Origin of the sequence: Roseateles saccharophilus, from assembly GCF_031458095.1 — a bacterium.
GTDB classification, from domain to species: Bacteria; Pseudomonadota; Gammaproteobacteria; order Burkholderiales; family Burkholderiaceae_C; genus Pelomonas; species Pelomonas saccharophila_A.
In genome coordinates, this window is record NZ_JAVDXU010000001.1 from 2,079,966 (window position 1) to 2,102,822 (window position 22,857).

At 70.5% G+C, this 22,857-nt stretch carries 11 protein-coding genes; 3 read left to right on the plus strand and 8 right to left on the minus strand.

Annotated elements, in window-relative coordinates:
- From J2X20_RS09575 to J2X20_RS09595, 5 genes are all read right to left on the minus strand, one after another.
- Complete coding sequence (locus J2X20_RS09575) at positions 1-2,175, minus strand: methyl-accepting chemotaxis protein (protein WP_310263774.1); 2,175 nt, start codon at positions 2,173-2,175, stop codon at positions 1-3.
- A 43-nt stretch (positions 2,176-2,218) separates the two neighbouring features.
- On the minus strand, positions 2,219-4,396 hold the full coding sequence (locus J2X20_RS09580; RefSeq protein ID WP_310263777.1) for a chemotaxis protein CheA: 2,178 nt from the start codon (positions 4,394-4,396) through the stop codon (positions 2,219-2,221).
- On the minus strand, positions 4,397-4,714 hold the full coding sequence (locus J2X20_RS09585) for an STAS domain-containing protein (RefSeq protein ID WP_310263778.1): 318 nt from the start codon (positions 4,712-4,714) through the stop codon (positions 4,397-4,399).
- A gap of 102 nt (positions 4,715-4,816) precedes the next feature.
- Positions 4,817-6,532, minus strand: a complete 1,716-nt coding sequence (locus J2X20_RS09590; protein ID WP_310263780.1) for a sensor domain-containing diguanylate cyclase — start codon at positions 6,530-6,532, stop codon at positions 4,817-4,819.
- A gap of 129 nt (positions 6,533-6,661) precedes the next feature.
- Complete coding sequence (locus tag J2X20_RS09595) at positions 6,662-9,052, minus strand: PAS domain S-box protein (protein WP_310263783.1); 2,391 nt, start codon at positions 9,050-9,052, stop codon at positions 6,662-6,664.
- 63 nt (positions 9,053-9,115) lie between these two features.
- Between J2X20_RS09595 and J2X20_RS09600 the strand changes: the two genes are divergently transcribed.
- The 3 genes from J2X20_RS09600 to J2X20_RS09610 all read left to right on the plus strand — a co-directional run bounded on the left by J2X20_RS09600 (position 9,116) and on the right by J2X20_RS09610 (position 13,740).
- The gene (locus J2X20_RS09600) at positions 9,116-9,658 is read left to right on the plus strand and encodes an ECF-type sigma factor (protein ID WP_310263785.1); all 543 of its coding nucleotides are present in this window, start codon (positions 9,116-9,118) and stop codon (positions 9,656-9,658) included.
- Positions 9,659-9,660: 2 nt separating this feature from the next.
- Complete coding sequence (locus J2X20_RS09605) at positions 9,661-12,474, plus strand: serine/threonine-protein kinase (RefSeq protein WP_310263787.1); 2,814 nt, start codon at positions 9,661-9,663, stop codon at positions 12,472-12,474.
- Positions 12,475-12,540: 66 nt separating this feature from the next.
- Positions 12,541-13,740: a vanadium-dependent haloperoxidase gene (locus tag J2X20_RS09610; RefSeq protein ID WP_310263790.1), complete on the plus strand. Its 1,200-nt coding sequence runs from the start codon at positions 12,541-12,543 to the stop codon at positions 13,738-13,740.
- Positions 13,741-13,747: 7 nt separating this feature from the next.
- On the opposite strand, the gene J2X20_RS09615 is transcribed toward J2X20_RS09610, so the two are convergent.
- The 3 genes from J2X20_RS09615 to uvrA form a co-directional block, all read right to left on the minus strand.
- Positions 13,748-16,486 carry a S9 family peptidase gene (locus tag J2X20_RS09615; RefSeq protein ID WP_310265148.1) on the minus strand — a complete coding sequence of 913 codons (2,739 nt, stop codon included), beginning with the start codon at positions 16,484-16,486 and terminating at the stop codon, positions 13,748-13,750.
- Positions 16,487-16,568: 82 nt separating this feature from the next.
- A complete protein-coding gene (locus J2X20_RS09620; protein WP_310263792.1) occupies positions 16,569-16,961 on the minus strand; it encodes a hypothetical protein in 393 nt (130 codons plus the stop codon).
- Positions 16,962-17,063: 102 nt separating this feature from the next.
- Complete coding sequence (gene uvrA, locus J2X20_RS09625; protein ID WP_310263793.1) at positions 17,064-22,691, minus strand: excinuclease ABC subunit UvrA; 5,628 nt, start codon at positions 22,689-22,691, stop codon at positions 17,064-17,066.
- Between the last annotated feature and the right edge of the window lie 166 nt (positions 22,692-22,857).

The window sequence follows — 22,857 nt, forward strand, 5'->3', positions numbered from 1 at the left end:
TTAGAAGGGGCGGAAGTTGCCGTGCGTGCCGGTGGCGGCGCGGCCTCGCGGAGGCAGGCTGGCCACGCCGCGCGGCGTGGCGCGGCGGGCCGCCAGGTCGCTGACCTCGGCGCGCTGCGGCTTGGCGCGCGCGCCGCCGTCGCCGCCCAGGTCGAAGAAGGCGACCGACTGCTGCAGCTGCTCGGCCTGGCCGGAGAGTTCCTCGGACGTGGCGGCCAGTTCCTCGGAGGCCGAGGCGTTCTGCTGCGTGGCCTTGCTGAGCTGGTTCATCGCGCCGCCGATCTGGCTGACCGACTCGCTTTGCTCCTGGGACGCCGCGGCGATCTCCTGCACCAGCTCGCTGGTCTTCTGGATGGAGGGCACGATCTCGCCCAGCAGCTTGCCGGCACGCTCCGCGGTGTCCACGCTGTTGCCGGCCAGGTCACCGATCTCCTTGGCGGCCTCCTGGCTGCGCTCGGCGAGCTTGCGCACCTCGGCGGCGACGACGGCGAAGCCCTTGCCATGCTCGCCGGCGCGGGCCGCCTCGATGGCCGCGTTCAGGGCCAGCAGATTGGTCTGGTAGGCGATGTCGTCGATGATGCCGATCTTCTGGGCGATCTGCTTCATCGCGACCACCGTCTGCGTGACGGCCTGGCCGCCGTCGCCGGCCTCGCGGCTGGCCTTGGTGGCCATGCCGTCGGTGACCTTGGCGTTGTCGCTGTTCTGCGAGATCGAGGCCGACATCATCTCGATGGACGCCGTCGTCTCCTCCACCGACGAGGCCTGCTCGCTGGCGGACTGCGACAGGCTCTGCGCCGTCGCGCTGACCTGGCTGGCGGCGCCGGTCAGCGCATCGGCCGCGGCACGCACCTCCTCGATGATGCTGGCCAGCTTCTCGCTGGTGCTGTTGGCATCGTTCTTGACTTGGTCGAACACGCCCTGGGCGCTGCGCTCGATGCGCTGCGTCAGGTCGCCGTTGGCCAGGCCGCTGAAGACGCGACCGACGTCGTCGATGATGGCCGAGAGCGCGTCTGACGTGGCGTTCGCGTCGTTCTTGACCTGGCCGAACACGCCGTCGTAGTGGCTGGTGATGCGCTCGGACAGGTCGCCCGCGGCCAGGGCGCCGAAGACGCGTCCGACATCGTTGAAGATGACCGAGGTCGTCTCCATCAGCGTGTTGACGCCCTCGCAGAGGGTCAGGATGGGACCGCTCTTGCCGTCCAGCGGGATGCGCTGCGACAGGTCGCCGCGCCGCCCGGCCGAGGCCACCTGCTGGGCCTGCTCGACGGCCTGCTCCAGCATGCGCGCCGCCTGCACCTGGGCGGTGACGTCGGTGGCGTACTTGACGACCTTGAAGGGCTTGCCGTTCATGTCGAAGATGGGGTTGTAGGAGGCCTGGATCCAGACCTCGCGGCCGCCCTTGGCGATGCGGCGGTACTGGCCGGCGTCGAACTCGCCGCGGCCGAGCTTGTCCCAGAACATGCGGTACTCGACCGTGTTCACCAGGCCCGGCTCGGCAAACATGCTGTGGTGCTTGCCGCGGATCTCATCGATGCTGTAGCCCAGGGTGCGGCAGAAGTTGTCGTTGGCGTTCAGGATGGTGCCGTCGAGCTTGAACTCGATGACGGCCTGGGCCTTGCCGATGGCGTTGAGCTGGCCCTCGAAGTCGGCCGCGCGCTGCTTGGCGGCGGTGATGTCGGTGGCGATCTTGACGACCTTGGTCACGCGGCCGGCCTCGTCCAGCACCGGCGCATAGACGGCCTGGATCCAGATCTCCTGGCCGCTCTTGGTGATGCGCTTGAAGGCGTCGTTCTGCGGCCGGCCGTTGTTGAGGTCGCGCCAGAACTGGGCATAGGCCGGCGATGCGGCCAGGGCCGGCTCGCAGAAGATGCGATGGTGCTTGCCCTGGATCTCGTCGAGGCGGTAGCCCAGGGCATTCAGGAAGTTGTCGTTGGCCGTGACGATGCTGCCGTCGAGGTTGAACTCGATGTAGGCATAGGACAGGTCGATGGCCGAGATGACGCCGCGCGCATCGGCGCGCTGCCGCTCGGCCTGCTGCAAGCGGGCCTGGGCCTCGGCCAGCGCGGCCTCCGCTGCCTCGCGCGCCTGCGTCTGCTGCTGCAGCCGCTCGTCAGCCTCACGCAGCGCGGCGCCGGCCAGGAGTTGGGCGAGCCAGGAAGGGGTGCTTGCGGTCATGGAGAGCCTCTCTGATGTAGTCATGCGTGGGGGAGCGGGGAAATCAGCGGACGGCCAGCGCGGCACTGCGCTGGGCGGGTTGCTCGGCGAAGCGGCGCAGCGCCTCGACGTCGAAGATCAGGGCGACGTCGCCATTGCCGAGGATGGAGGAGCCCGACATGCCGCGCAGGGTGCGCAACATGCGGCCCAGAGGCTTGATGACGGTCTGATGCTGGCCGAGCAGGGCGTCGACGAGCACGCCGTAGCGGCGCGCGCCGGACTGGAGGACGACGACGCTGGAGCGCTCGCAGGCCGGCGCAGCGTCGAGCTCGTAGAGGGTGCGCAGGCTCAGCACCGGCAGCGCTTCTTCACGCAGCGACAGCACGCCGCTGCCATCAGCCTGCATCGCGACCTCGGCACCGCGGCCTTCGATGACCTCGACGACGGCGTCCAGCGGGAAGATGAAGCGCGAGGTGCCGACGCCGACGAGGAAGCCGTCGATGATGGCCAGGGTCAGCGGCAGGCGGATCTCGATGCGCGTGCCCCGGCCCTGCTCGCTGGTGATGGCAACCGAGCCGCGCAGGGCCTCGATGTTGCGCCGCACGACGTCCATGCCGACGCCGCGGCCGCTGAGGTTGGTGATCTTCTCGGCCGTCGAGAAGCCTGCCTCGAAGATCAGGCCGAGGATGTCGGCGTCCGCCGGCACGACGCCGCGCTCGACCAGTCCCTTGTCCCAGCCGCGCTGCAGCACGCGCTCGCGGTCGATGCCTCGGCCGTCGTCATCGATGCGGATCAGGATGCTGCCGCCGTCGTGGCAGGCCGACAGCACCAGGCGGCCCTGCGGGCGCTTGCCCGCCGCGCCGCGCTGCTCCGGCGTCTCCAGGCCATGGTCCAGCGCATTGCGCACCAGGTGCATCAGCGGGTCGGCGATGCGCTCGACCATGGACTTGTCCAGTTCGGTCTCGCCGCCCTGGATCTCCAGCTGCACGTCCTTGCCGACCTCGGCGGCGGTGTCGCGCACGACGCGACGAAAGCGCGCGAAGGACTCGCCGATGGGCACCATGCGCAGCTGCAGCGTGGCGTTGCGGATCTCCTCGATGAGGCCGCCGATCTGGTCGTTGGCCTGCACCAGGGCGGACTGGCGGGTCTGGCGGGCCAGCTCGGTGGCGCCGGCGCCGGCGATGACGAGTTCGCCGAGCAGGTTGATGACGGCGTCCAGGCGGTCGGCCTGCACGCGGATGAAGCGCTGGTCCTCGCCGCCCTCGGTCTGGCGCGCCTGCTTCTGCAGCGCCGCGTCGACGACGGCGGCCGACACGCCGGCCTTCTCGGTCAGGATCTTGCCCAGAGGGGCGGCCGGGGCACCGGTCGCGCGGCTGCGCTCCTGCTCGGCCAGGGCGGCATGCAGCTGGGCCTGGCTGATGGCGCCGGCAGCAACGAGGATGTCGCCCAGGCGCGGGTGCTGGGGCAGGGACTGGATCAGTGCGATGAACTGCTCGGGGCCCGCGTCGGGCTCCACGAGATGCAGTTCGCAGTCCTCGCGGACGAAGCTGAAGGCCGCTTCGATCTCCTCCCGGCCGGCCGCCGTGCGCAGGCCGAACTCGAAGGCGAGATGGCAGGACTCGGCGTCCAGCGCGTCCAGCGCCGGCACGGCCGCCCGGTCGCAGACGACATGCTCCAGCCGCCCCAGGGTCTGCAGATAGTTCAGCAGGGCCAGCGGGTCCATGCCGTTGCGAAGCACCTCGGCGCCGAAGCGCACCCAGACATGCCAGAGGCGTTCGCCGGCCGGCGTCAGCGACACCGGCAGCGGCGTCAGAGTCGGCGTCGGCGCAGTGGCCGGCACGCCGGCATCGCGAAGGCGCAGCTGCAGGGCCTCGCGCTCGGGCTGGCCCTCGGGGTCGTCGGGCTCGGCCGAGCCGGCCACGGCGACGAGGCGGCGCATCTGGTCATTGCACTGCAGCAGCAGGGTGCTGACGGCGCCATCAAGCGCACGGCGACCCTCGCGGACATGGTCGAGCAGGGTCTCGACATGGTGGGTGAAGCCGACCAGGGCATCCAGGCCGAAGAGGCCGGCCGAGCCCTTGACGGTGTGGGCGCAGCGGAACAGCGCGTCCAGCAGCTCGCGGTCGCCGGGCGACGCTTCCAGCTCAAGCAGCAGCTGCTCCAGGCGTTCGACCTGCTCCTCGGCCTCGTTGATGAATGTGGGAAGGGCTGCCGCGATGAAGTCCTGGTCGTCGTTGCTCATTCAGGCCTCGCCGGCGGTGGAGACGATGAGATCGCCCAGGCCGAGCACGCGGCAGGCTTCGGCCAGCGTGGTGCTGGCATGGCTGAGCTGCAGGCGCTGGCCGCGGGCGCCCAGGGCGTGGGCCAGGCTCAGCAGGCTCTGGGCGCCGGCGGCGTCGAACTGTTCGACGGCCGAACCGTCCAGTTCGACGGTGTCGCCCTCCCCGCCCTGTCGCTGCAGCAGGGTCAGCCACTGCAGGCGCAGTTCGGCGACCGTGTAGATGCTGACCTCGGCGGGCAGCCGGTCCCAGGGGGCGAGCAGGGGGGTGGCGGTGGACATGGCGTTAGCCTAGGAGTCCACCCCCCGAATCGATGCGGGGAGTTCTTGATCGAGGCTGTCGGGCCGCCTCCAAAGGGCGCCCCATGCCTCACCGGGCGTGAACTACGCCACGGCCTCGACGGTCTTCAGCACGACGGCGTTGCGCCCGCCTCGCTTGGCTTCGTAGAGGGCCGCATCGGCGCGGTCGACCAGTGGACGTACGTCGGCATCGTCCGGCGAAGCCAGGCTGACGCCGACGCTGATGGTCAGCTTGCCGACCTCGGGGAAGGTCGCGGCCTCCACCGCGGCGCGGATCTTCTCGGCCGCCGTGACGGCCTCCAGCGGCGCGGCCAGCTCGGGCAGCAGCACCGCGAACTCCTCGCCGCCGAAGCGGGCCGCGACATCGGTGGCGCGCACCGCGGCCTGCAGCATCTGGGCCACCAGGCGCAACACGGCGTCGCCGGCCGGGTGGCCATAGCTGTCGTTGACGCGCTTGAAATGGTCGATGTCCACCAGCAGCAGGCCGTGCACGCGGCCGTTGCTGGCGCCGTAGCGGCGGTCCAGCGCGTGGGCCTCGGCGAGGCGGGCATCCAGGCTGCGGCGGTTGTGCAGGCCGGTCAGCGGATCGCGCGTGGCCAGGTGCTCCAGGGCTGCGTTGGCCGTCTTCAGCTCGGCGGTGCGCTGTTCGACCTGGGCCTCCAGCGTCGCATTGGTCTTCTGCAGGCGCTGCTCGGTGTCGAGCAGGGAGGTCGCCATGGACTGCATGGCGTCGCTGAGCTGGGCCAGCTCGCGGGCGGCGGGTTCGGCGGGGAATTCAGGGATGCGGCGTTCCGCCTCCACGCGCTGGGCGATCCTGGCCAATTGCTCGACCGGCCGGCTGATGCGCCGCGCCAGCAGCAGGGCGGCCAGCGTCAACGCTGTGGCCATCATCAAGCCGAGCAGCACCAGCTCGCGGCGCAGCTCGCGCACCGGACGCATGGCCTGCTCCAGCGGCTGGCGGGCCACGATGCGCCAGCCGAGTTCGGCATTGGTACGCGCCTGCAGGGTGGCTTCGCTGGTCAGATAGTCCTTGCCGTCGCCAAAGGTCTGCGGGCCTTCGATGCGACCATTGACAAGGGTCTTGGGCAGCACGGCCTCGCCGGCGGCCTGGGCGAGCTTCATCGCCTCCGGGTAGAGGATGCGGCCCTGGCGGTCGAGGATGAGGGCGTCGATGCCGCTGCCGGGCTGCTGGCGGCGCGCCGTGCCGTCGACGATGCCGGTGATCCAGCGCCAATGCGCATGCGCGCCGACGACGCCGCGCAGCCGGCCCTCGGCGTCGCGGATGGGGGCAGCGAAGTCGATGAAGCGCGTCGGCTCGCCATTGGGTTGGGACGGCAGCATGGTGGCCAGCAGCTTGGCCTCGTGCACATCGCCCACATAGACGCGCTCGCGCGCCGCGACGAACCATTCCCGTTGGGCCACCGAGCGGCCGGTCAGCATGCCGCCGGTGGCCTGCAGCACGGTGCCGTCCGGGTCGGCCACGCCCATCCAGGCGAATTCGTCGTGCAGGGCGAGGCGGCGGTCCAGGCCTTCGCGCACGGCCGCGGTGTCGAGCTTGCCTTCGACGAGATGAGGCGCAATGCTGAGCAGTTCGATCTCGCGCTCGCGGTCGCGCAGTTGGGTCGCCAGCAGCTCGGCCGCGGCCTGGGCCGTGGCCCGCACGGCGGACTGCTGGGCCGTGTAGAGCTCGTCGGTGGCCAGGTTGCCGAGATAGCCGCCGACGCCGGTCAGGATGGCCAGGGCCAACCCGCCCAGCACGAGGCTGAGCTGGCTGCGCAGGCTGAGCGGGCCTTTCTTCATGGCAGCGGTCGGGGGGCGGACAGGGCCATCCATGGCGCCCGCAGCGTAGCGGGACCGCCGCGCGGCGTCGCGTGACCCGGCACGGTTTCAGCCGTAAAAGTCGTGTCAGCGATCACGCTTGCTGCGCCATCAGTCCGCCTGCGGCAGACTCAGCCGCATGACGGTGCCCAGCGGCCCGGTGCGCAGCAGCTCGGCGGTGCCGCCATGCATGTCCATGACGCGGCGCACGATGTACAGGCCCAGGCCATGAGCCGACTCGGTGCCGCCGCTGCCACGCGCGCCGCGCGTGAAAAGGCGGGGCAGCAGCTCGCGCGGGATGCCGGGTCCGGCATCCGCGACCTCGAACTGCAGCACGGCGGGCTCGTCGAAGTCGATGACGTGCAGGGTCACGGGGCTGAGGCCCGGGGCGTACTTCAGCGCGTTGGACAGCAGATTGCGCAGGGCCAGGCGCAGCAGGCTCATGTCCATCAGCGCCGTGCGCGTGGCGGTGTGGCGGTGCACGACGACGCGATCGCGCTGCTCGCGCGGCAGGTCGGCGATCGTCACGGCGATCAGCGTGTCGATGTCGGCATCCTCGCGGGCGATGCGGCCACCGCCGGCCAGCAGGCTGGCCGCGGCCAGGGTGTTGTCGACACCGGCCAGCACGGTGCCGAGCACGGCCTGGGCCCGCGTCAGCCTCTCCTGGGCCTGGCGCTCGCCGCGGCCGGCCAGGCTGGCGGCGGCGCTCTGCAGGGCCGCGCTGGCATTGTTCAGCGGCTGGCGCACCTCGTGGGCCAGCACGTCCAGCATCTCGGAGCGCTCGTGCAGCAGCTGGTCGAGCTCCTGCACATGGCGCTCGGTCTGGCGGCGCATGCGCTGCTCATGCGCGAGCTCGGCGCGGCGCTGCAGGTCCTCGGTGATGTCGTCCACCAGGGCCAGGGCGCGCAGCGGCCGGCCCTCGGCGGTGTATTCGGCCACCGCAGAGACCAGCACGTCGCGCAGCCGGCCGTCGGCGCAGATCAGCTGCACGGGGCAGTCGCTGACATGGCCGTCGCGCCACATCGCCGGGCGGTAGACCTCGCGCACCTGCTGCGAGGACTCGGGCGTCATGAAGTCATCCATGGAGCGGCCGATGACCTGCTGGCGCTTGTAGCCCAGGCGCTCCAGCCAGCGGTCGGACACGCTGAGCACGCGGCCGGCCGCGTCCACCGAATGCATCAGCGCCGGCGTGGACTCGTAGAGGGCGCGCAGGCGCTGGCGGTTGTGCTCCAGTTCGACGGCGGCGCGGTGATGCTCGGTGACGTCCTGGAAGGCCCCCACCAGCCGCACCGGCACGCCGTCCTGCCAGTCGACCTGGCCCTGGGACAGCACCCAGATCTCGCGCCCCTTGGCCGTCACCAACGGCAGCTCCAGGCTCCAGGGCTCGCCATGCTGCATGCCGCGCTGCACGGCGGCCTGGATGACGACCCGCGCCTCGGGCTTGTAGTAGTTGATGGCCTCTTCCAGCGTCGGCACATAACCCGGCTCGCGGTCGTGGATGCGGCAGGTCTGGTCGCTCCAGACGATGGCCTCGGTCTGCAGGTCCAGGCTCCAGCCACCGATGCCGGCGACCCGCCCGGTGCGGTCCAGCAGGGCCTTGCTGTCGCGCAGCTCGCGCTCGGCGCTGATGCGGTCGGTCACGTCCTCGACGATGCCCACATAGCCGCGCAGCCCACCGTCCGGTGCCAGCAGCGGCCGGGCGCGCGCCCAGACCTGGCGCACACCCTGGCCATTGCCACCCCGGCGCAGCCGGTAACGCATCTCGAAGGGCTGGCGCTGGGCCACGCAGCGCCGCCAATGCTCCAGCACCGAGGTGACGTCCTCGGTCGTCAGCGTGGCCGACCAGCCTTCGCCCAGGGCCGCGCGGGCCGACAGCCCGCAGATGCGCTGCCAGTTGGCGTTGGTGAAGATGAAATGCCCGGCCGCGTCGGTGCGGAAGATGCCCAGCGGCGCCGTCTCGGCCAGGCCGCGGAAGGGCTGCTCGGCGTCCTCGACGACGGTCCGGCCCAGGGCGCGCTCGCGCATCATCAGGGCCTCGGCGGCCGCATCGGCCAGGCGGGTCAGGGCCTCGCGCTGGGTCTCGCTCAGCTCGCGCGGCTTGAAGTCGACGACGCACAGCGTGCCGGGGTGGCTGCCGTCATCCAGGCGGATGGGCGCGCCGGCATAGAAGCGCAGACCGGGCCGGGCCAGCACGTCGGGATGGTCGACGAAGCGGGCGTCCAGGCGGGTGTCGCGCACCTCGAACAAGCCGTCGCCCAGCAGGGTGTGGGCGCAGAAGGTCAGGGCCCGCGGCGTCTCGCTGCGGCCGAAGCCGACGGCCGCCTTGAACCATTGGCGGCTTTCGTCGATCAGGCCCAGCAGGGCCACGGGCGTGCCGCAGATCTGGGCGGCCAGGGCGGTCAGGTGGTCGAACAGCGGCTCGGGCTCGCTGTCCATGACGGCCAGCGCGGCCAGGCGGGCCAGGCGGCGGTCTTCATCGGGCGGCAGGTCGGGAGTCACCATGGCCGACAGCTTAGGGCCTCTGAACGCCACGGCAACAGGCCCGGACTGCGGCAAGATGCCGGCATGCACGAGGACGACATCGACGCACTGATCGCCCGCGTCAATGCCGGGGAGGCCGGCGCCCGGGACACCCTGTTCGCGACTGCCTACCCGGCGCTGCGGGAACTGGCCAGCGCCCGCCTGCGCGACAGCGGCGGCCATGCCGGCGGCCTGCAGACGACCCAGCTCGTGCACGAGAGCTATCTGCGCCTGGCCCGCAGCGCCCGGCTGCGGCCCGAGAACCGGCGCGAATTCTTCGCCTACGCGGCCCGCGTCATGCGCGAGTTCATCGTCGAGACCCTGCGCCGCCCGCGCGTCGGCGAGGCGCTGACGCTGGATACCCGCGCCGAGCTCGACCTGCCCTCCGATGCCGGCGAGGTGCTGCGCGTGCACGAAGCCCTGGCCGCCCTGCAGGCCGCCGAGCCGCGCCTGGCCCAGGTCGTCGAGATGCGCTACTTCGGCGGCTACACCGAGACCGAGATTGGCGAAGCCCTCGGCCTGACCGAGCGCACCGTCAGGCGCGACTGGGAGAAGGCGCGCCTGCTGCTGCTGGCCCTGCTCCGCTGACGATGCCGCTCGACGTCGCCCTGCTGAACCGTCTCAGCACCCTGCTCGACGAGGCCCTGGACCTGGCCGAGGCGGAGCAGGCCGCCTGGCTGGCCCGCCAGCCCGAGGATCTGCGCGAAGAACTGGCCCGCATGCTGGCCGACCGGGCCCGCCTGGCCGACGGCGCCCTGGCCACCCTGCCGCGCGGGGCCGCGCCCGGCTCCGGAGCCCGGGCCGGCGAGCGCGTCGGCCCCTACCGCCTCATCGAGGAAATCGGCCAGGGTGGCATGGGCTCGGTCTGGCTGGCCGAGCGGGCCGACGGCGCCTACGAGCGCCGCGTCGCGCTGAAACTGCCACGGCGTGCCTGGAACGACGCCCTGGCCGCGCGGCTGGAGCGCGAGCAGCGCATCAGCGCGCGCCTGGAGCATGCCCATATCGCCCGCCTCTACGACGCCGGCCGCGACGCAGGCGGCCGCCCCTTCATCGCGATGGAATACGTCGCCGGCCAGCCCATCGACGTGCATGCGCGCAGCCTGGACCTGCGCGCCCGGCTGCAGCTGATGCAGCAGGTGCTGGGGGCCGTCGCCTATGCCCATGCCCAGGGCGTCATCCATCGCGACCTCAAGCCCAGCAATGTGCTGATCGCCGCCGACGGCACGCCGCGCCTGCTGGACTTCGGCATCGCCGAACTGCTGGGCGACGCGGCGGGCGACAGTGCCCACACGCCCAACCATGCCGCGCCGGAACAGATCGCCGGCGGCCGGGCCGACGCGCGCTCCGATGTCTACAGCCTGGGCGTGCTCCTGCATCAGTTGCTCACCGGGGCACTGCCCAGGGCCGGCGCGCCCCTGCGGCTGTCGAAAACCCTGACGCAGACGGCCCGAAACGAAGTGCAAGCCATGCTGTCGCGCGCCCTGCAGACCGATCCGGGCGCGCGCTACGGCAGCGCCGCCGAGTTCGCGGCCGACCTGCAGGCCCATCTGGAAGGCCGGCCCATCATGGCCCTGCCCGACAACGGCTGGCGCGCCGTGGCCCGGCTGTTGCGCCGCAACCGCCCGCTGGCCTGGGGCAGCGGCATTGCGCTGCTGGCCCTGGCGGTCGGCGCCGGCGCGGCCTGGCATCAGGCCACGCTGGCCTGGGATGCCATCCACCGCGAGGAAGCGGCGCGCAGCCTGGTGGGCGACGTTGTACGCGCCAGCACGGGCGACCAGGCCGGCGGCGCTCAAGGCCTGTTCCAGCGCAGCACCGGATTGATCGAGCAACGCTTTGCCGAGCAGCCCCTGCAAAGGGCCGAGCTCTATGGCGCCGTGGGGGCCGTGCTGGGCCGCATGGGGGCGTTTCGCCTGGCTTCCGACATCGGCGCCCGCCAGGTCGATGCGCTGGTCGAAGGCGAGGCCGCGGCGCCCACACTGGCGCAGGCCCGCCTGGCCGTGGCGCGCACGCTGCTGGACGCGCGCGATCCGCTCGCCGCCGAGCAGCAGGCGCGCGCGGCGCTGCAGGCCCGGCCCGGTACGCCAGCGCGCATCCTGCTGGCACGGGCCCTGGTGCGGCGCCAGGCCGTGCCCCAGGCGCAGGCCGTCATGCAGGACATCGAGGCGCAGCAGCCCATCGGCATGGAGGGCGCGTGGCAGCTGTCGTTGCAGGCCCAGCTGTCCACGCTGGCCAACCGCCGCGACGAGGCCAACCGCCTGCACGAGCAGGCTGTGGCCCTGGCCCGGCAGCACGCCGGCGCCGCGCCGCTGGACCATGTCGCCATCGAGCTGGCCGCCGCCGAGGCGGCCATCCAGTCGCAGGATCGCCGGCTGTCGGACCTGCATTTGTCGCGCGCCCTGGCCGCCCTGCAGGAGCTGGGCGGTGAGCACCGCATCCGCGCCGCCCTCACGGCGGCGGCCTTTGCCGCCGCACGCTTCACCGCCTTCTTCCAGATCAGCGGCGAGGAGGCCCTGAAGACCATCCAGGACAGCCGCGCGCGCTTGAAGGACCTGTCGCAACGCGGCCAGCCGGTGGCCGGCGAGATCGATGCGCTGCTGGACCTCTACGAAGCCACCGCGCTGGCGCGCATGAATCGCAATGTCCAGGCCCAGGCCCTGCTGGCGCGCAGCCTGCCGACGCTGGAAGCCCTGGCGCGCACGCCGCCCGAGCGGCTGCGCCTGGGCCACACGGTGGGCGACGTCAACGAGGGCTTGGGGCGCTATGCCGAGGCTGACCACGGCTACCAGATGGCGCTGCAGGCCCGCATCGACGGCGGCATGGGCCAGAACCCCATGACGGCCTTCCAGTACAGCGCCGCCGCGGAGAACCTGGCCAAGGGTGGCCAGCTCCAGGCTGCACTGGCGCTGCTGGACGCGGCACCGCGCTTCGAGGCCGCAAGGGGCGAGGCCACGCCTGACCCGCTGCGCTACAACCACATGATGGACAGCTCACGCGCCCGCATCCTGCTGGACGCCGGGCAGGCCGAGGCCGCGCTGAAGGCCCTGCCCGAGGCCTGGTTCAGGCCCGGCCCCGACCGCATCAGCCAGTATGACGCCCAGGTCGCTTTGGCCATACGCGGCGAAGCCCGCTGCGCCCTGCAGCAGTGGCGCGCCGGCGCGGCCGACCTGGAGCGCAGCCTGCAACTGGCCCGCAAGGTGCGCATCGACAGCGGCCCCGACGATCCCGCGCTCGGCCGGCTGCTGGCCGCCAGCGGGATTTGCCAGGCCGGCCTTGACGCCCATAGCACGGCACGGGCCCTGGCCCGCCAGGCGCGTGCCATCCTGGACTCACGGCCCGAGGCCGCGGCCTACTACCGCGCGCCGCTGCAGCAGCTCGAAGCCCGGCTCGGCGGCGCGGCCCGCTGACGCGGCATTGCGCCCCTTGCCCGGGCGGCGTAGGGTCACCGCTTTGCCGCTTCGGGGAGGAAGACCATGCTCAAGCTCTGCGTCCTGCTGTTGTCGACCCTGCTGATGGCACCGGCGTACGCCGATGTCGTCAGCGATTGGGCTGAGGCCGCGCCCAAGGTGCTGCAGAAATCACCACGCGGCCAGGTGCAGCCGGCCACGCTGCTGACCGACCTGGCCATGTTCAATGCGCTGAACGCCATCACGCCGCGCTTCCAGCCCTACGGCCCGGCGCCGACGGCGGTGCCGGACGCCTCACCCGATGCGGCCGTCGCCTCTGCCGCGCGGACGGTGCTTGGCAGCGTGCCGGGGGCCGACCAGTCCCTGCTCGACAAGACCTACGAGGCCTCGCTGAAGGCCGCCACCGACGCCGCGGCGCGGGCCAAGGGCGTGGCTCTGGGCAAGCGCGTGGCGCTGGCGCTGCTGGCCCTGCGCGCCGACGACAGCCATGCCCGCGTCGAGCCGCCCAAGGTCGAGCCGGCGCCGGGCATCCATGTGCTGACGCCGGAATACAAGCAGGAGTCGGGCGTCGGCCTGGCCCGACTCAAGCCCTTCGGCATCAAGGACGTGAGCGCCTACGACCCTGGCCCGCCGCCGGCCGTCGGCAGCGCCGTCGCCCAGCGCGACCTGGTCGAGGTCAAGGCAGTGGGCGGGCGCGTCAGCAGCCAGCGCAGTGGCGAGCAATCGGTCATCGCACTGTTCTGGAATTCCGGCGAGGGCGAAGACGCCGTGGGCATGCTCAAGACGCTGGCCGAGGCCAACCAGGCCACGCCGCTGGAGTTCGCCCGCATGCTGGCGTTGATGGACATGGCCGACCTGGATTCGCGCATTGTCTATGTCGGCCTGAAGACCAAGTACCGCCACTGGCGGCCTTACAACGCGCTGCGCGGCAGCTTCGCCGATGCCAGGCTGCGCGATGCTGGCTGGGAGCCTCTCATCCACACGCCGCCCAACAGCGACTACCCGTCGGGCGGCGCTGTCGGCGGTGGCAATCTGCAGACGCTGCTGAAGGCCTTCCGCGGCGACAGCCAGGCGCCGCTCGTCTGGGTCAATTCGGCCCTGTCGATGACGCGCAGCTGGCCCACGCCCGAGGCCATGGGCCAGGAGCTGGCCAACTCGCGCGTCTGGAGCGGCGTGCATTTCCGCAACTCCGTCGACGTCGGCTACCGCCTGGGCCAGAAGGTGGCCGAGGAAATCCTCGCGACGCAGCTGCGTCCCCTGCCCTGAGCTTGGCTCAGGGCGTGGCGCGCCCCAGGTTGCGCAGCCAGAAGGCCTCGTACTTGCGGTGCCAGCCGGCCGGCTTGACGACGCCACCCATGGCATGCACGCCGTCCGGGTCGAGGTAGAGCTCGACCAGGGCGTCCTTGCCTGAGTCCAGCAGCTCGCGGTAGACGTTGACGGTGTCCTGGTAGAGCACGTTCGGGTCCTGCATGCCGTGCACCAGCAGCAGCGGATGCTTGAGCCCTTTGGCCAGCGGCAGCAGCGAGTATTTGCGCAGCACGGGCTTGGTCCGGTCGGTGGCCTTGCCGATGGTGCGGCCGCTGTACCAGCTGTTGTAGTTCTCCCATTCCGTCGGGCCGGCACCGGCGATGCCAGCGGCGAAGACATCGGGCCGCGTGTACATGGTGTACTGGGTCTGGAAGCCGCCGAAGCTCCAGCCATTCAGGCCGATGCGGCGGGCGTCGACGCCATATTGCGCGGGCAGCAGCTTGGCCAGGTCTTCCAGGTCCTCGGCCTGGGGTTCGCCGGCGCGCTCCCAGTTGGCGTCGGAGAACTTGCGGCCGTAATTGCTGTGGCCGCGCGGATCCACGGCGACGGTCACGTAGCCGTATTTGGCGGCCATGTACTGGCCGAACAGATAGGCGGTGTTCTGGAAGCTGTCGACCTCGACGATGTGGCGGTCATTCAGCGGACCGCCATAGACGTAGACGACGGCCGGGCGCTTGTCGCCGGCCTTCCAGCCGGCGGGCTTGAAGACATAGGCCTCGATGCGGTCGCCGTGGCGGTTGGTGAAGTTGAAGCGCTCCGGCTGCAGCAGCTTGAGCTGGGCCCAGGCCTTGTCGGTGCTGTCGGTCAGCGTGCGCGGCGCGGTCTTGGCGTCGGTGGCCAGCAGCTTGAGCTCGGGGCGCTGGGCCCAGTTGCCGGCGTTGGCGGCCACCCAGCGGCCATCCTCGGACGCCGCCGCGGCGCGGTGGAATTCGCCCGCCGTGCCCAGGGCCTGCGTCGCGCCGCTGGCCATGTCGACGCGCAGCACATTCATGGCCGCCGTGTCGCCCTGGTTGGCCAGCACGAACAGGGCCTTGCTGTCGGCGGTGAAGCCGATGATCTGATGGGCCTCGAACTCCCCCTTGACCAGCGGGCGCAGGGCCTTGGTCGCCACGTCGATGGCATAGGGCTGGCGCCAGCCGGCTTCGTCCAGGGCCAGCACCAGGGTCTTGGCATCGGGCGTGAAGCGCGGCTTGATGACGTTGACGACCTCGTGGCCGACTTCGCCGCGGCGCTCCAGCACCATCTCGGGCTTGGCGCTTTCGTCGGCGCAGGCCGCTGGGCCGCTCCCGAGGCCTGCAGCGCCCCCTTGGGGGGCAACCGGCGTACTCGCAGGTCGGGGGCAGGTAGCGCCGATGTAGACGCGCAGCAGTTCCTTGTCGCGCTCCCAGGTCGTGAAGGCATAGCGGCTGCCGTCCCGCGCCCAGGCCACGTCGCTCATCTCGAACCAGACGTCGCCACCGGCGTTCGTGAACACCGGCTCGGCCTGCTTGCGCGGCGCCTCGCCGGGTGCAGCCACCTGGCGGATGTAGAGGGCCAGCGGTTTCTCGCTGCGCTTGTCGTCGGACACCTCGCGGTTGACCTTCTTGGCCGTGGCCCAGCGCTCGCTGTAATTCATGATCTCGACCTGGCGGCCGGGCGGGGCCGGCTTGTCGTCGGCCGTCTTCAGTGGTGCCTTGGCCAGCAGGGCCATCCAGCGGCCGTCTTCGCTGATGGCGGTCTGGTCAATCTTGTACTTCTTCTGCTGCTCGTCATCGCCGTGGATGAGTTCGCGGTTGACGACCTGGACGCCGGGCTGCTTGAGGCTGGTGCGCAGCACGCGCGTCTCGTCGGTGTAGAGCACGCCGCTGTCGTCGCCCGTGTAGGCCACAAGGCGCAATTCGCGCTGGGTGGCCACCAGCGGCGTGACGGCGGGCAGCTTGTCGTCGGCCTTCCAGCGGTAGAGGCCGCCGCGGTACTGGAAGACCAGCTCGTCGGCCTTGTGCGCCCAGACGAACTGGGCCGGGCCGGGGTAGAGGTCGCTGGGCTTGAGCTTGTCGCGGGCCAGCTTCTTCTTCAGCTCGTCGCGCAGCTCCCAGACTTCCTTCTCCTTGTCGTCCTTCTTGTCAGGCGACGAGGCGGCGGATGCCGGTGCCGCCACGGGCACGGGCTTGCCGGCGCGCTTGGCAGCCAGGGCGGCCATGGCCTGCTTCTCGGCCTCGGCCTCGGCCTTGTCGGCGGCCTTCTGGGCCTCGTCCTTGGCCTTCTTCTCGGCCAGTTCCTTCTTCAGGACGGCGAGCTGGGCGTTCTCCCATTGCGACAGGTCGACCTTTTCGCCCCTGAGGTAGGCCTGCTGCGCGACCTCACGAGCCTGGCGCTCGGCGTATTCGGTGTTGCGCTGCCTGAGCTTCCTGTCGAAGCGCTCCATGTCTTCGGGCGACTCGAAGGCCGCCATGACCTGGGGCGAGGTGATGCGCTGGGTCTTACCGGTCTTGGTGTCATGCACCCAGAGATCGGTGCCGGGCTCGCCAAAGGGGCTCCACAGATAGGCCAGATAGCGGCCGCTGCGGCTGAAGGCGGCGTCCTTGGCGTTCTCGCCGCGATAGGGCTCGGCGCGGAAGATCTGCTCGAGGGAGGCGACAGTGGCGGGCGCGGTCTGGGCCTGCAGGGGGGCTGCGGCCGACAGGGTCAGGGCAAGGGCCAGGCTGCCAAGCGCAGCGAAGGTCACGGGCTTCAAGGGGGTCTCCTGAATTGGCCCCCTAGGGTTAGGGGCGACGGATTTTAGGAAACCCCGGCGCCCGGCCCATTCGTCACGGCGCCGAGACGGCGGACGGCGGCGTGGAATGCCTGGATTTCCGCCACAAAGCCACGCCCACATGAATGGCGAGGCCGAAGACCAACAGCACCAGGGCGCCCAGCACCCAGACCACCCAGGCCAGCACGGTGACGCCGCCCGACAGCGATGGCAACGCATTGACCAGGCCCTGCAACTGCGGCGACAGGGTTTCGACCGTCGACACCAGCCAATCCGCCAGCGCCGTCGGCAGCCAATCCCTCAGCGAGTCCGGCAGGTTCCAGCCTCCGGAGCTGACGCTGCCGGCATGGGCCAGCAGGCCGGCGAGAAACGACTGCACGGCCCACACCAGGCTTGACCACAGGGCCAGCAGCAGCAAGACCAGCACCCAGCCCACCACATACGCCATCACGACCTCCAGTCCATTGATCGCCGCAGTGTGCTCAGGCGGGCCGACGAAAGAAACATGGCCCGGGCGCAGCCGAGCTTCCGTAAAACCGAAGCCGGTCGCTCAAGCCACCCGAGCCAGCACCGCCTTGAGCGCCACCCCCGTATGGCTGCCACTCGCCACCACCTGCTCCGGCGTGCCTTCGATGACGACGCGGCCACCCGCATCCCCGCCCTCCGGCCCCAGGTCCAGCACCCAATCCGCCTCGGCAATCACATCCAGGTCATGCTCGATGACGACGACCGAATGCCCACCCGCGACCAGGCGATGCAAGACACGGATCAGCTTCTCGACGTCGGCCATGTGCAGGCCCACGGTCGGCTCGTCCAGCACATAGAGGGTGTGCGGCGCCTTCTGGCCGCGGCGCGTGACGTCGTCGCGCACCTTGACCAGCTCGGACACCAGCTTGATGCGCTGGGCCTCGCCGCCGGACAGCGTCGGTGAAGGCTGGCCCAGGGTCAGATAGCCCAGGCCGACGTCCTTCAGCAACTGCAGCGGGTGGGCGATGGAAGGCATGGACGCGAAGAACTCGACGGCCTCGTCGACCTCCATGGCCAGCACGTCGCCGATGCTCTTGCCTCGCCAGCTGACGCCCAGGGTCTCGGGGTTGAAGCGCTGGCCATGGCATTGGTCGCAGGGCACCTTGACATCGGGCAGGAAGCTCATCTCGATGGTCTTCATGCCCTGGCCTTCGCAACCCGGGCAGCGGCCCTCGCCGGTGTTGAAGCTGAAGCGGCCCGGCGCATAGCCGCGCGCCTTGGACTCCAGCGTCTCGGCAAACAGCTTGCGGATGGCATCCCAGAAGCCGATATAGGTGGCCGGGCAGGAGCGCGGCGTCTTGCCGATGGGGGTCTGGTCGACCTCCAGCACGCGGTCGACCTGGGCATGGCCCTCGATGCCGTCGCAGCCGGTCCAGCGGGCCGGCGCCTTGCGCAGCGGCACGGCGACGGCCATATTGGCCAGCAGCACATCACGCGCCAGCGTGGATTTGCCCGAGCCGGACACACCGGTCACGGCCACCAGGCGGTGCAGGGGCACGTCGACCGTGACGGCCTTGAGGTTGTGCAGGGCCGCGTTCAGCACGGTCAGCTTGGGCGCGTCGGGGTCGATGGCGCGGCGGTCCTGCAGCGGGTGGATCAAGGGGTGGGCCAGCATGCGGCCCGTCGTCGAGTCCGCCACCTCGGCCAGCTGAGCCGCGGTGCCCTGGGCCACGACGCGGCCACCACGCTTGCCGGCGCCCGGGCCGATGTCGATGATGTGGTCGGCGCGACGGATGGTGTCCTCGTCGTGCTCGACGACGACCAGGGTGTTGCCCTTGTCGCCCAGCGTGCCCAGGGCCTTCAGCAGGATCTGGTTGTCGCGCGGATGCAGGCCGATGGTGGGCTCGTCCAGCACATAGCAGACGCCCTGCAGATTGCTGCCGAGCTGGGCCGCCAGGCGGATGCGCTGGGCCTCGCCGCCCGACAGCGTCGGCGCGGCGCGGTCCAGGGTCAGATAGCCCAGGCCCACTTCCTCGAGGAATTCCAGGCGCCCCAGGATCTCGCTGACCACGTCGCGGGCGATGTCGGCATCGCGGCCATGCAGATGCAGGCCTCGCACCCAGTCCCGGGCCTCGCCCACGCTCCAGGCGGCCACGTCGCCAATGCCCTTGTCCTCAAACTCCACCGAGCGCGCCGTCGCGTTCAGGCGTGTGCCGTGGCAGTCCGGGCAGACGGCATCGGTCAGGCCTTCGACCTCGGCCTCCTCCGACGGGAAGCTCTGCTCGCGGCCACGGTTGTCGTCGGCCTGCACACTGTCGTCCAGCGCCTTGCGCTGCTCGCGCGTCAGCTGCAGGCCGGTGCCGACGCAGCTGGTGCACCAGCCATGCTTGGAGTTGTAGGAAAAGAGGCGCGGATCCAGCTCGGGGTAGCTGGTGCCGCAGACCGGGCAGGCGCGCTTGGTCGAAAAGACCCTGACCGTGCCGACACCGGCGCCGGTGCCGCCGTCTTCCAGGCTGAGGCCGTCCAGGGGTGCGAGCAGATGCAGCACGCCCTTGCCTGCGTCCAGAGCCTTGGCCAGCAGTTCGCGCAGCTCGGCCTCGTGCTCGGGCGCGATGACGAGGTCACCGACCGGCAGCTCCAGCGTGTGCTCCTTGAAGCGGTCGATGCGCGGCCAGGGAGAGGTCGGCAGGAATTCGCCGTCGACGCGCAGATGGGTGTGGCCGCGGCCCTTGGCCCATTTGGCGAGGTCGGTGTAGACGCCCTTGCGATTCACCACCAGCGGCGCGAGCAGGCCGACATGCTGGCCGCGGTAGTCACGCATCAGCTGGGCGGCGATGGACTCGACGCTCTGCGGGCGCACCGGCGCACCGTCGTTGACGCAATGCTGCACGCCCAGCTTCACGTAGAGCAGGCGCAGGAAATGCCAGACCTCGGTCGTCGTCGCCACCGTGCTCTTGCGGCCGCCGCGGCTCAGGCGCTGCTCGATGGCCACCGTCGGCGGGATGCCCCAGACGGCATCCACCTCGGGCCGGCCGGCCGGCTGCACGATGGAGCGGGCATAGGCGTTCAGCGATTCGAGATAGCGGCGCTGGCCCTCGTTGAAGAGGATGTCGAAGGCCAGCGTGGACTTGCCCGAGCCCGACACGCCGGTCACGACATTGAACTTGCCGCGCGGGATGTCGACGTTGACGCCCTTGAGGTTGTGCTCGCGGGCGTTGACGATCCTGATGGCCTCGTCGGCCACGCGGCGCGCCTTGATCAGGGCCTGCAGCGGGCGGCCCTCCTCCACGGCGACGGCCGGGCGGTCCATGTGCAGGGCGTAGTCGCGCAGGGCGGCCGCCGTGTGCGACGTCTTGTGCAGGGCCACGGCCTCGGGGGTGCCGACGCAGACCACCTCGCCGCCATCCTCGCCGCCCTCGGGGCCGAGGTCGATGAGCCAGTCGGCCGCGCGGATGACGTCGAGGTTGTGCTCGATGAGGATGAGGGAATGGCCGGCGGACAGCAGCTTGCGCAGGGCGCGCATCAGCTTGGCGATGTCGTCGAAGTGCAGGCCCGTCGTCGGCTCGTCGAACAGGAACAGCGTGCCCTTCTTGGCCACGCCAAAGCGCGGCGATGCAGCCGCCTCCGCCAGGAAGCCGGCCAGCTTCAGGCGCTGGGCCTCGCCGCCCGACAGCGTCGGCACCGGCTGGCCCAGCTTCACATATTCCAGGCCCACGTCGACGATGGGCTGCAGCTTGGCAACGACGGCACGTTGCTCGCTGAACAGGTGGACGGCCTCGGCGACCGTCAGTTCCAGCACGTCGGACACGCTGAGGTCGCGGCCTTTCAGCGCCAGCTTGACGTCCAGCATCTCGGCGCGGAAGCGCTTGCCGTCGCAGTCCGGGCAGCGCAGATAGACGTCGCTGAGGAACTGCATCTCCACATGCTCGAAGCCCGAGCCGCCGCAGGTCGGGCAGCGGCCGTCGCCGGCATTGAAGCTGAACATGCCGGCGCTGTAGCTTCGCTCCCGCGCCAGCGGTGCCTCGGCAAACAGCTTGCGGATCTCGTCGAAGGCGCCGACATAGCTGGCGGGATTGGAGCGCGCCGTCTTTCCGATGGGCGACTGGTCGACGAAGACCGCATCGGCGAGGTGGTCGCCGCCGAGCAGGCGTTCGTGGACGCCGGGCGTCTCGGTGGCCTTGCCGAACTGGCGGGCCAGGGCCGGGTAGAGCACGTCCTGCATCAGCGTGCTCTTGCCCGAGCCGCTCACGCCGGTGACGACCACCATGCGCTGCAGCGGGAACTCGACCGACACGTCCTTGAGGTTGTGCTCACGCACGCCTTCGAGGATGAGCTTGGGTGTGCTGTCCTCGACGAGGCGCTTCAGCCCCATGCCGACATGCTTGCGCCCACCGAGATAGGCGCCGGTCAGCGTGTCCGCCGCGCGGATGCTCTCGGGCGTGCCGTCGAAGACGATCTCGCCGCCGCGCTCGCCGGGGCCGGGGCCCATGTCGATGAGGCGGTCGGCCGCCAGCATGACGGCCGGGTCATGCTCGACGACGACCAGGGTGTTGCCGGCGTCGCGCAGGCGCTGCATGGCCTGCACGATGCGGCCCATGTCGCGCGGGTGCAGGCCGATGCTGGGCTCGTCCAGCACGAACAGCGTGTTGACCAGGGAAGTGCCCAGGGCCGTCGTCAGGTTGATGCGCTGCACCTCGCCGCCGGACAGGGTGCGGCTCTGGCGGTCCAGGGTCAGATAGCCCAGGCCGACGTCGCAGAGATAGCGGCTGCGATGGCGGATCTCGTCCAGCAGCAGCTTCAGCGCCTCGTCCAGCATGGAGCTGGGCAACTGCAGCTCGTCGACGAAATTGCGCAGCTTCTGGATGGGCAGCTGCATCAGGTCGTGCAGGGACAGGCCCGGCAGCGTCTCCAGCTGCTCGCGGCTCCAGTCCACGCCCACCGGCAGGAAGCGCTGTTCGGCCGGCAGGGCCGCGTCGGCCAGTGCCTTGGCTCCGACGCGCCACAGCAGCGCCTCGGTCTTCAGCCGCGCGCCGCGGCAGCTCGGGCATTCGGTGTAGCTGCGGTATTTGGACAAGAGCACGCGGATGTGCATCTTGTAGGCCTTGCTCTCCAGGTAGTCGAAGAAGCGCTTGACCCCGTACCACTGCTTGTTCCAGTTGCCGTTCCAGTTCGGCGTGCCGTTGATGACCCAGTCGCGGTGGGCCGGGCTCAACTCCTTCCACGGCGTGTCGCGCGGGATGCCGGCCTCGCCGGCGTACTTCAGCAGGTCGTCCTGGCAGTCCTTCCAGGCCGGCGTCTGCATCGGCTTGATGGCGCCGTTGCGCAGGGTCTTGCGCTCATCGGGGATGACGAGGCCGAGGTCCACGCCGATGACGCGGCCGAAGCCACGGCAGCTGTCGCAGGCGCCGAAAGCGGAATTGAAGGAGAACAGCGCCGGCTGCGGGTCGGCATAGCGGATGTCGCTTTCGGGACAGTGAAGCCCGGTGCTGAATCGCCAAAGTGTGGCGCCGTCGTCACCGACGTGAACATTCACCCGGCCCATGCCGCGCTTCAGGCAGAGCTCGACGGCCTCCATGGCGCGCTGCTTGTCGGCACCGACGATGCGGAAGCGGTCGGCCACGACGTCCAACACTTTCTTGCCCTCGACCTCGCGCTCGCCCTGCACGCGCGTGAAACCGCTGGCAGACAGCCATTGCTGCACCTGCTCGGCCGATGTGTTGCCCGGCAGCTCGACCGGGAAGGTCAGCACCATCCTGGGGTCCCCGGCCGCCTCGCCGCGGGCCAGCAGCTCCAGATAGATGCTCTGGGCCGTGTCATGCCTGACCGGCAGGGCCGTCTTGCGGTCAAAAAGCTCGGCCGCACGGGCGTAGAGCAGCTTCAGGTGGTCATTGAGCTCCGTCATGGTGCCCACCGTGGAGCGGCTGGTGCGCACCGGATTGGTCTGGTCGATGGCGATGGCGGGCGGCACGCCGTCGACCTTGTCGACGGCCGGGCGGTCCATGCGATCGAGGAATTGGCGTGCGTAGGCGGAGAAAGTCTCCACATAGCGACGCTGACCCTCGGCATAGAGGGTGTCGAACACCAGGCTGGACTTGCCCGAACCGCTCGGCCCGGTGACAACGGTCAACTCGGCGGTGCGCAGGTCAAGGTCGAGATTCTTGAGGTTGTGCTGGCGGGCACCTCGGATGCGGATCAGACCTTCAGACGACATGGCGGGGGGCAAAACGACAAAGGCGAGCAGTGTAGGGACGCCCATTGACGAAAACTGTCAGCACTCGAAGCCGACCAGCGGTCGATTCGGGCGACATCAGCGGCCCAAGTCGCACCGGATTCGTGGGGCAAGCGGTTGCGCAGCGGCGCTGGCTGAGGCAACAATG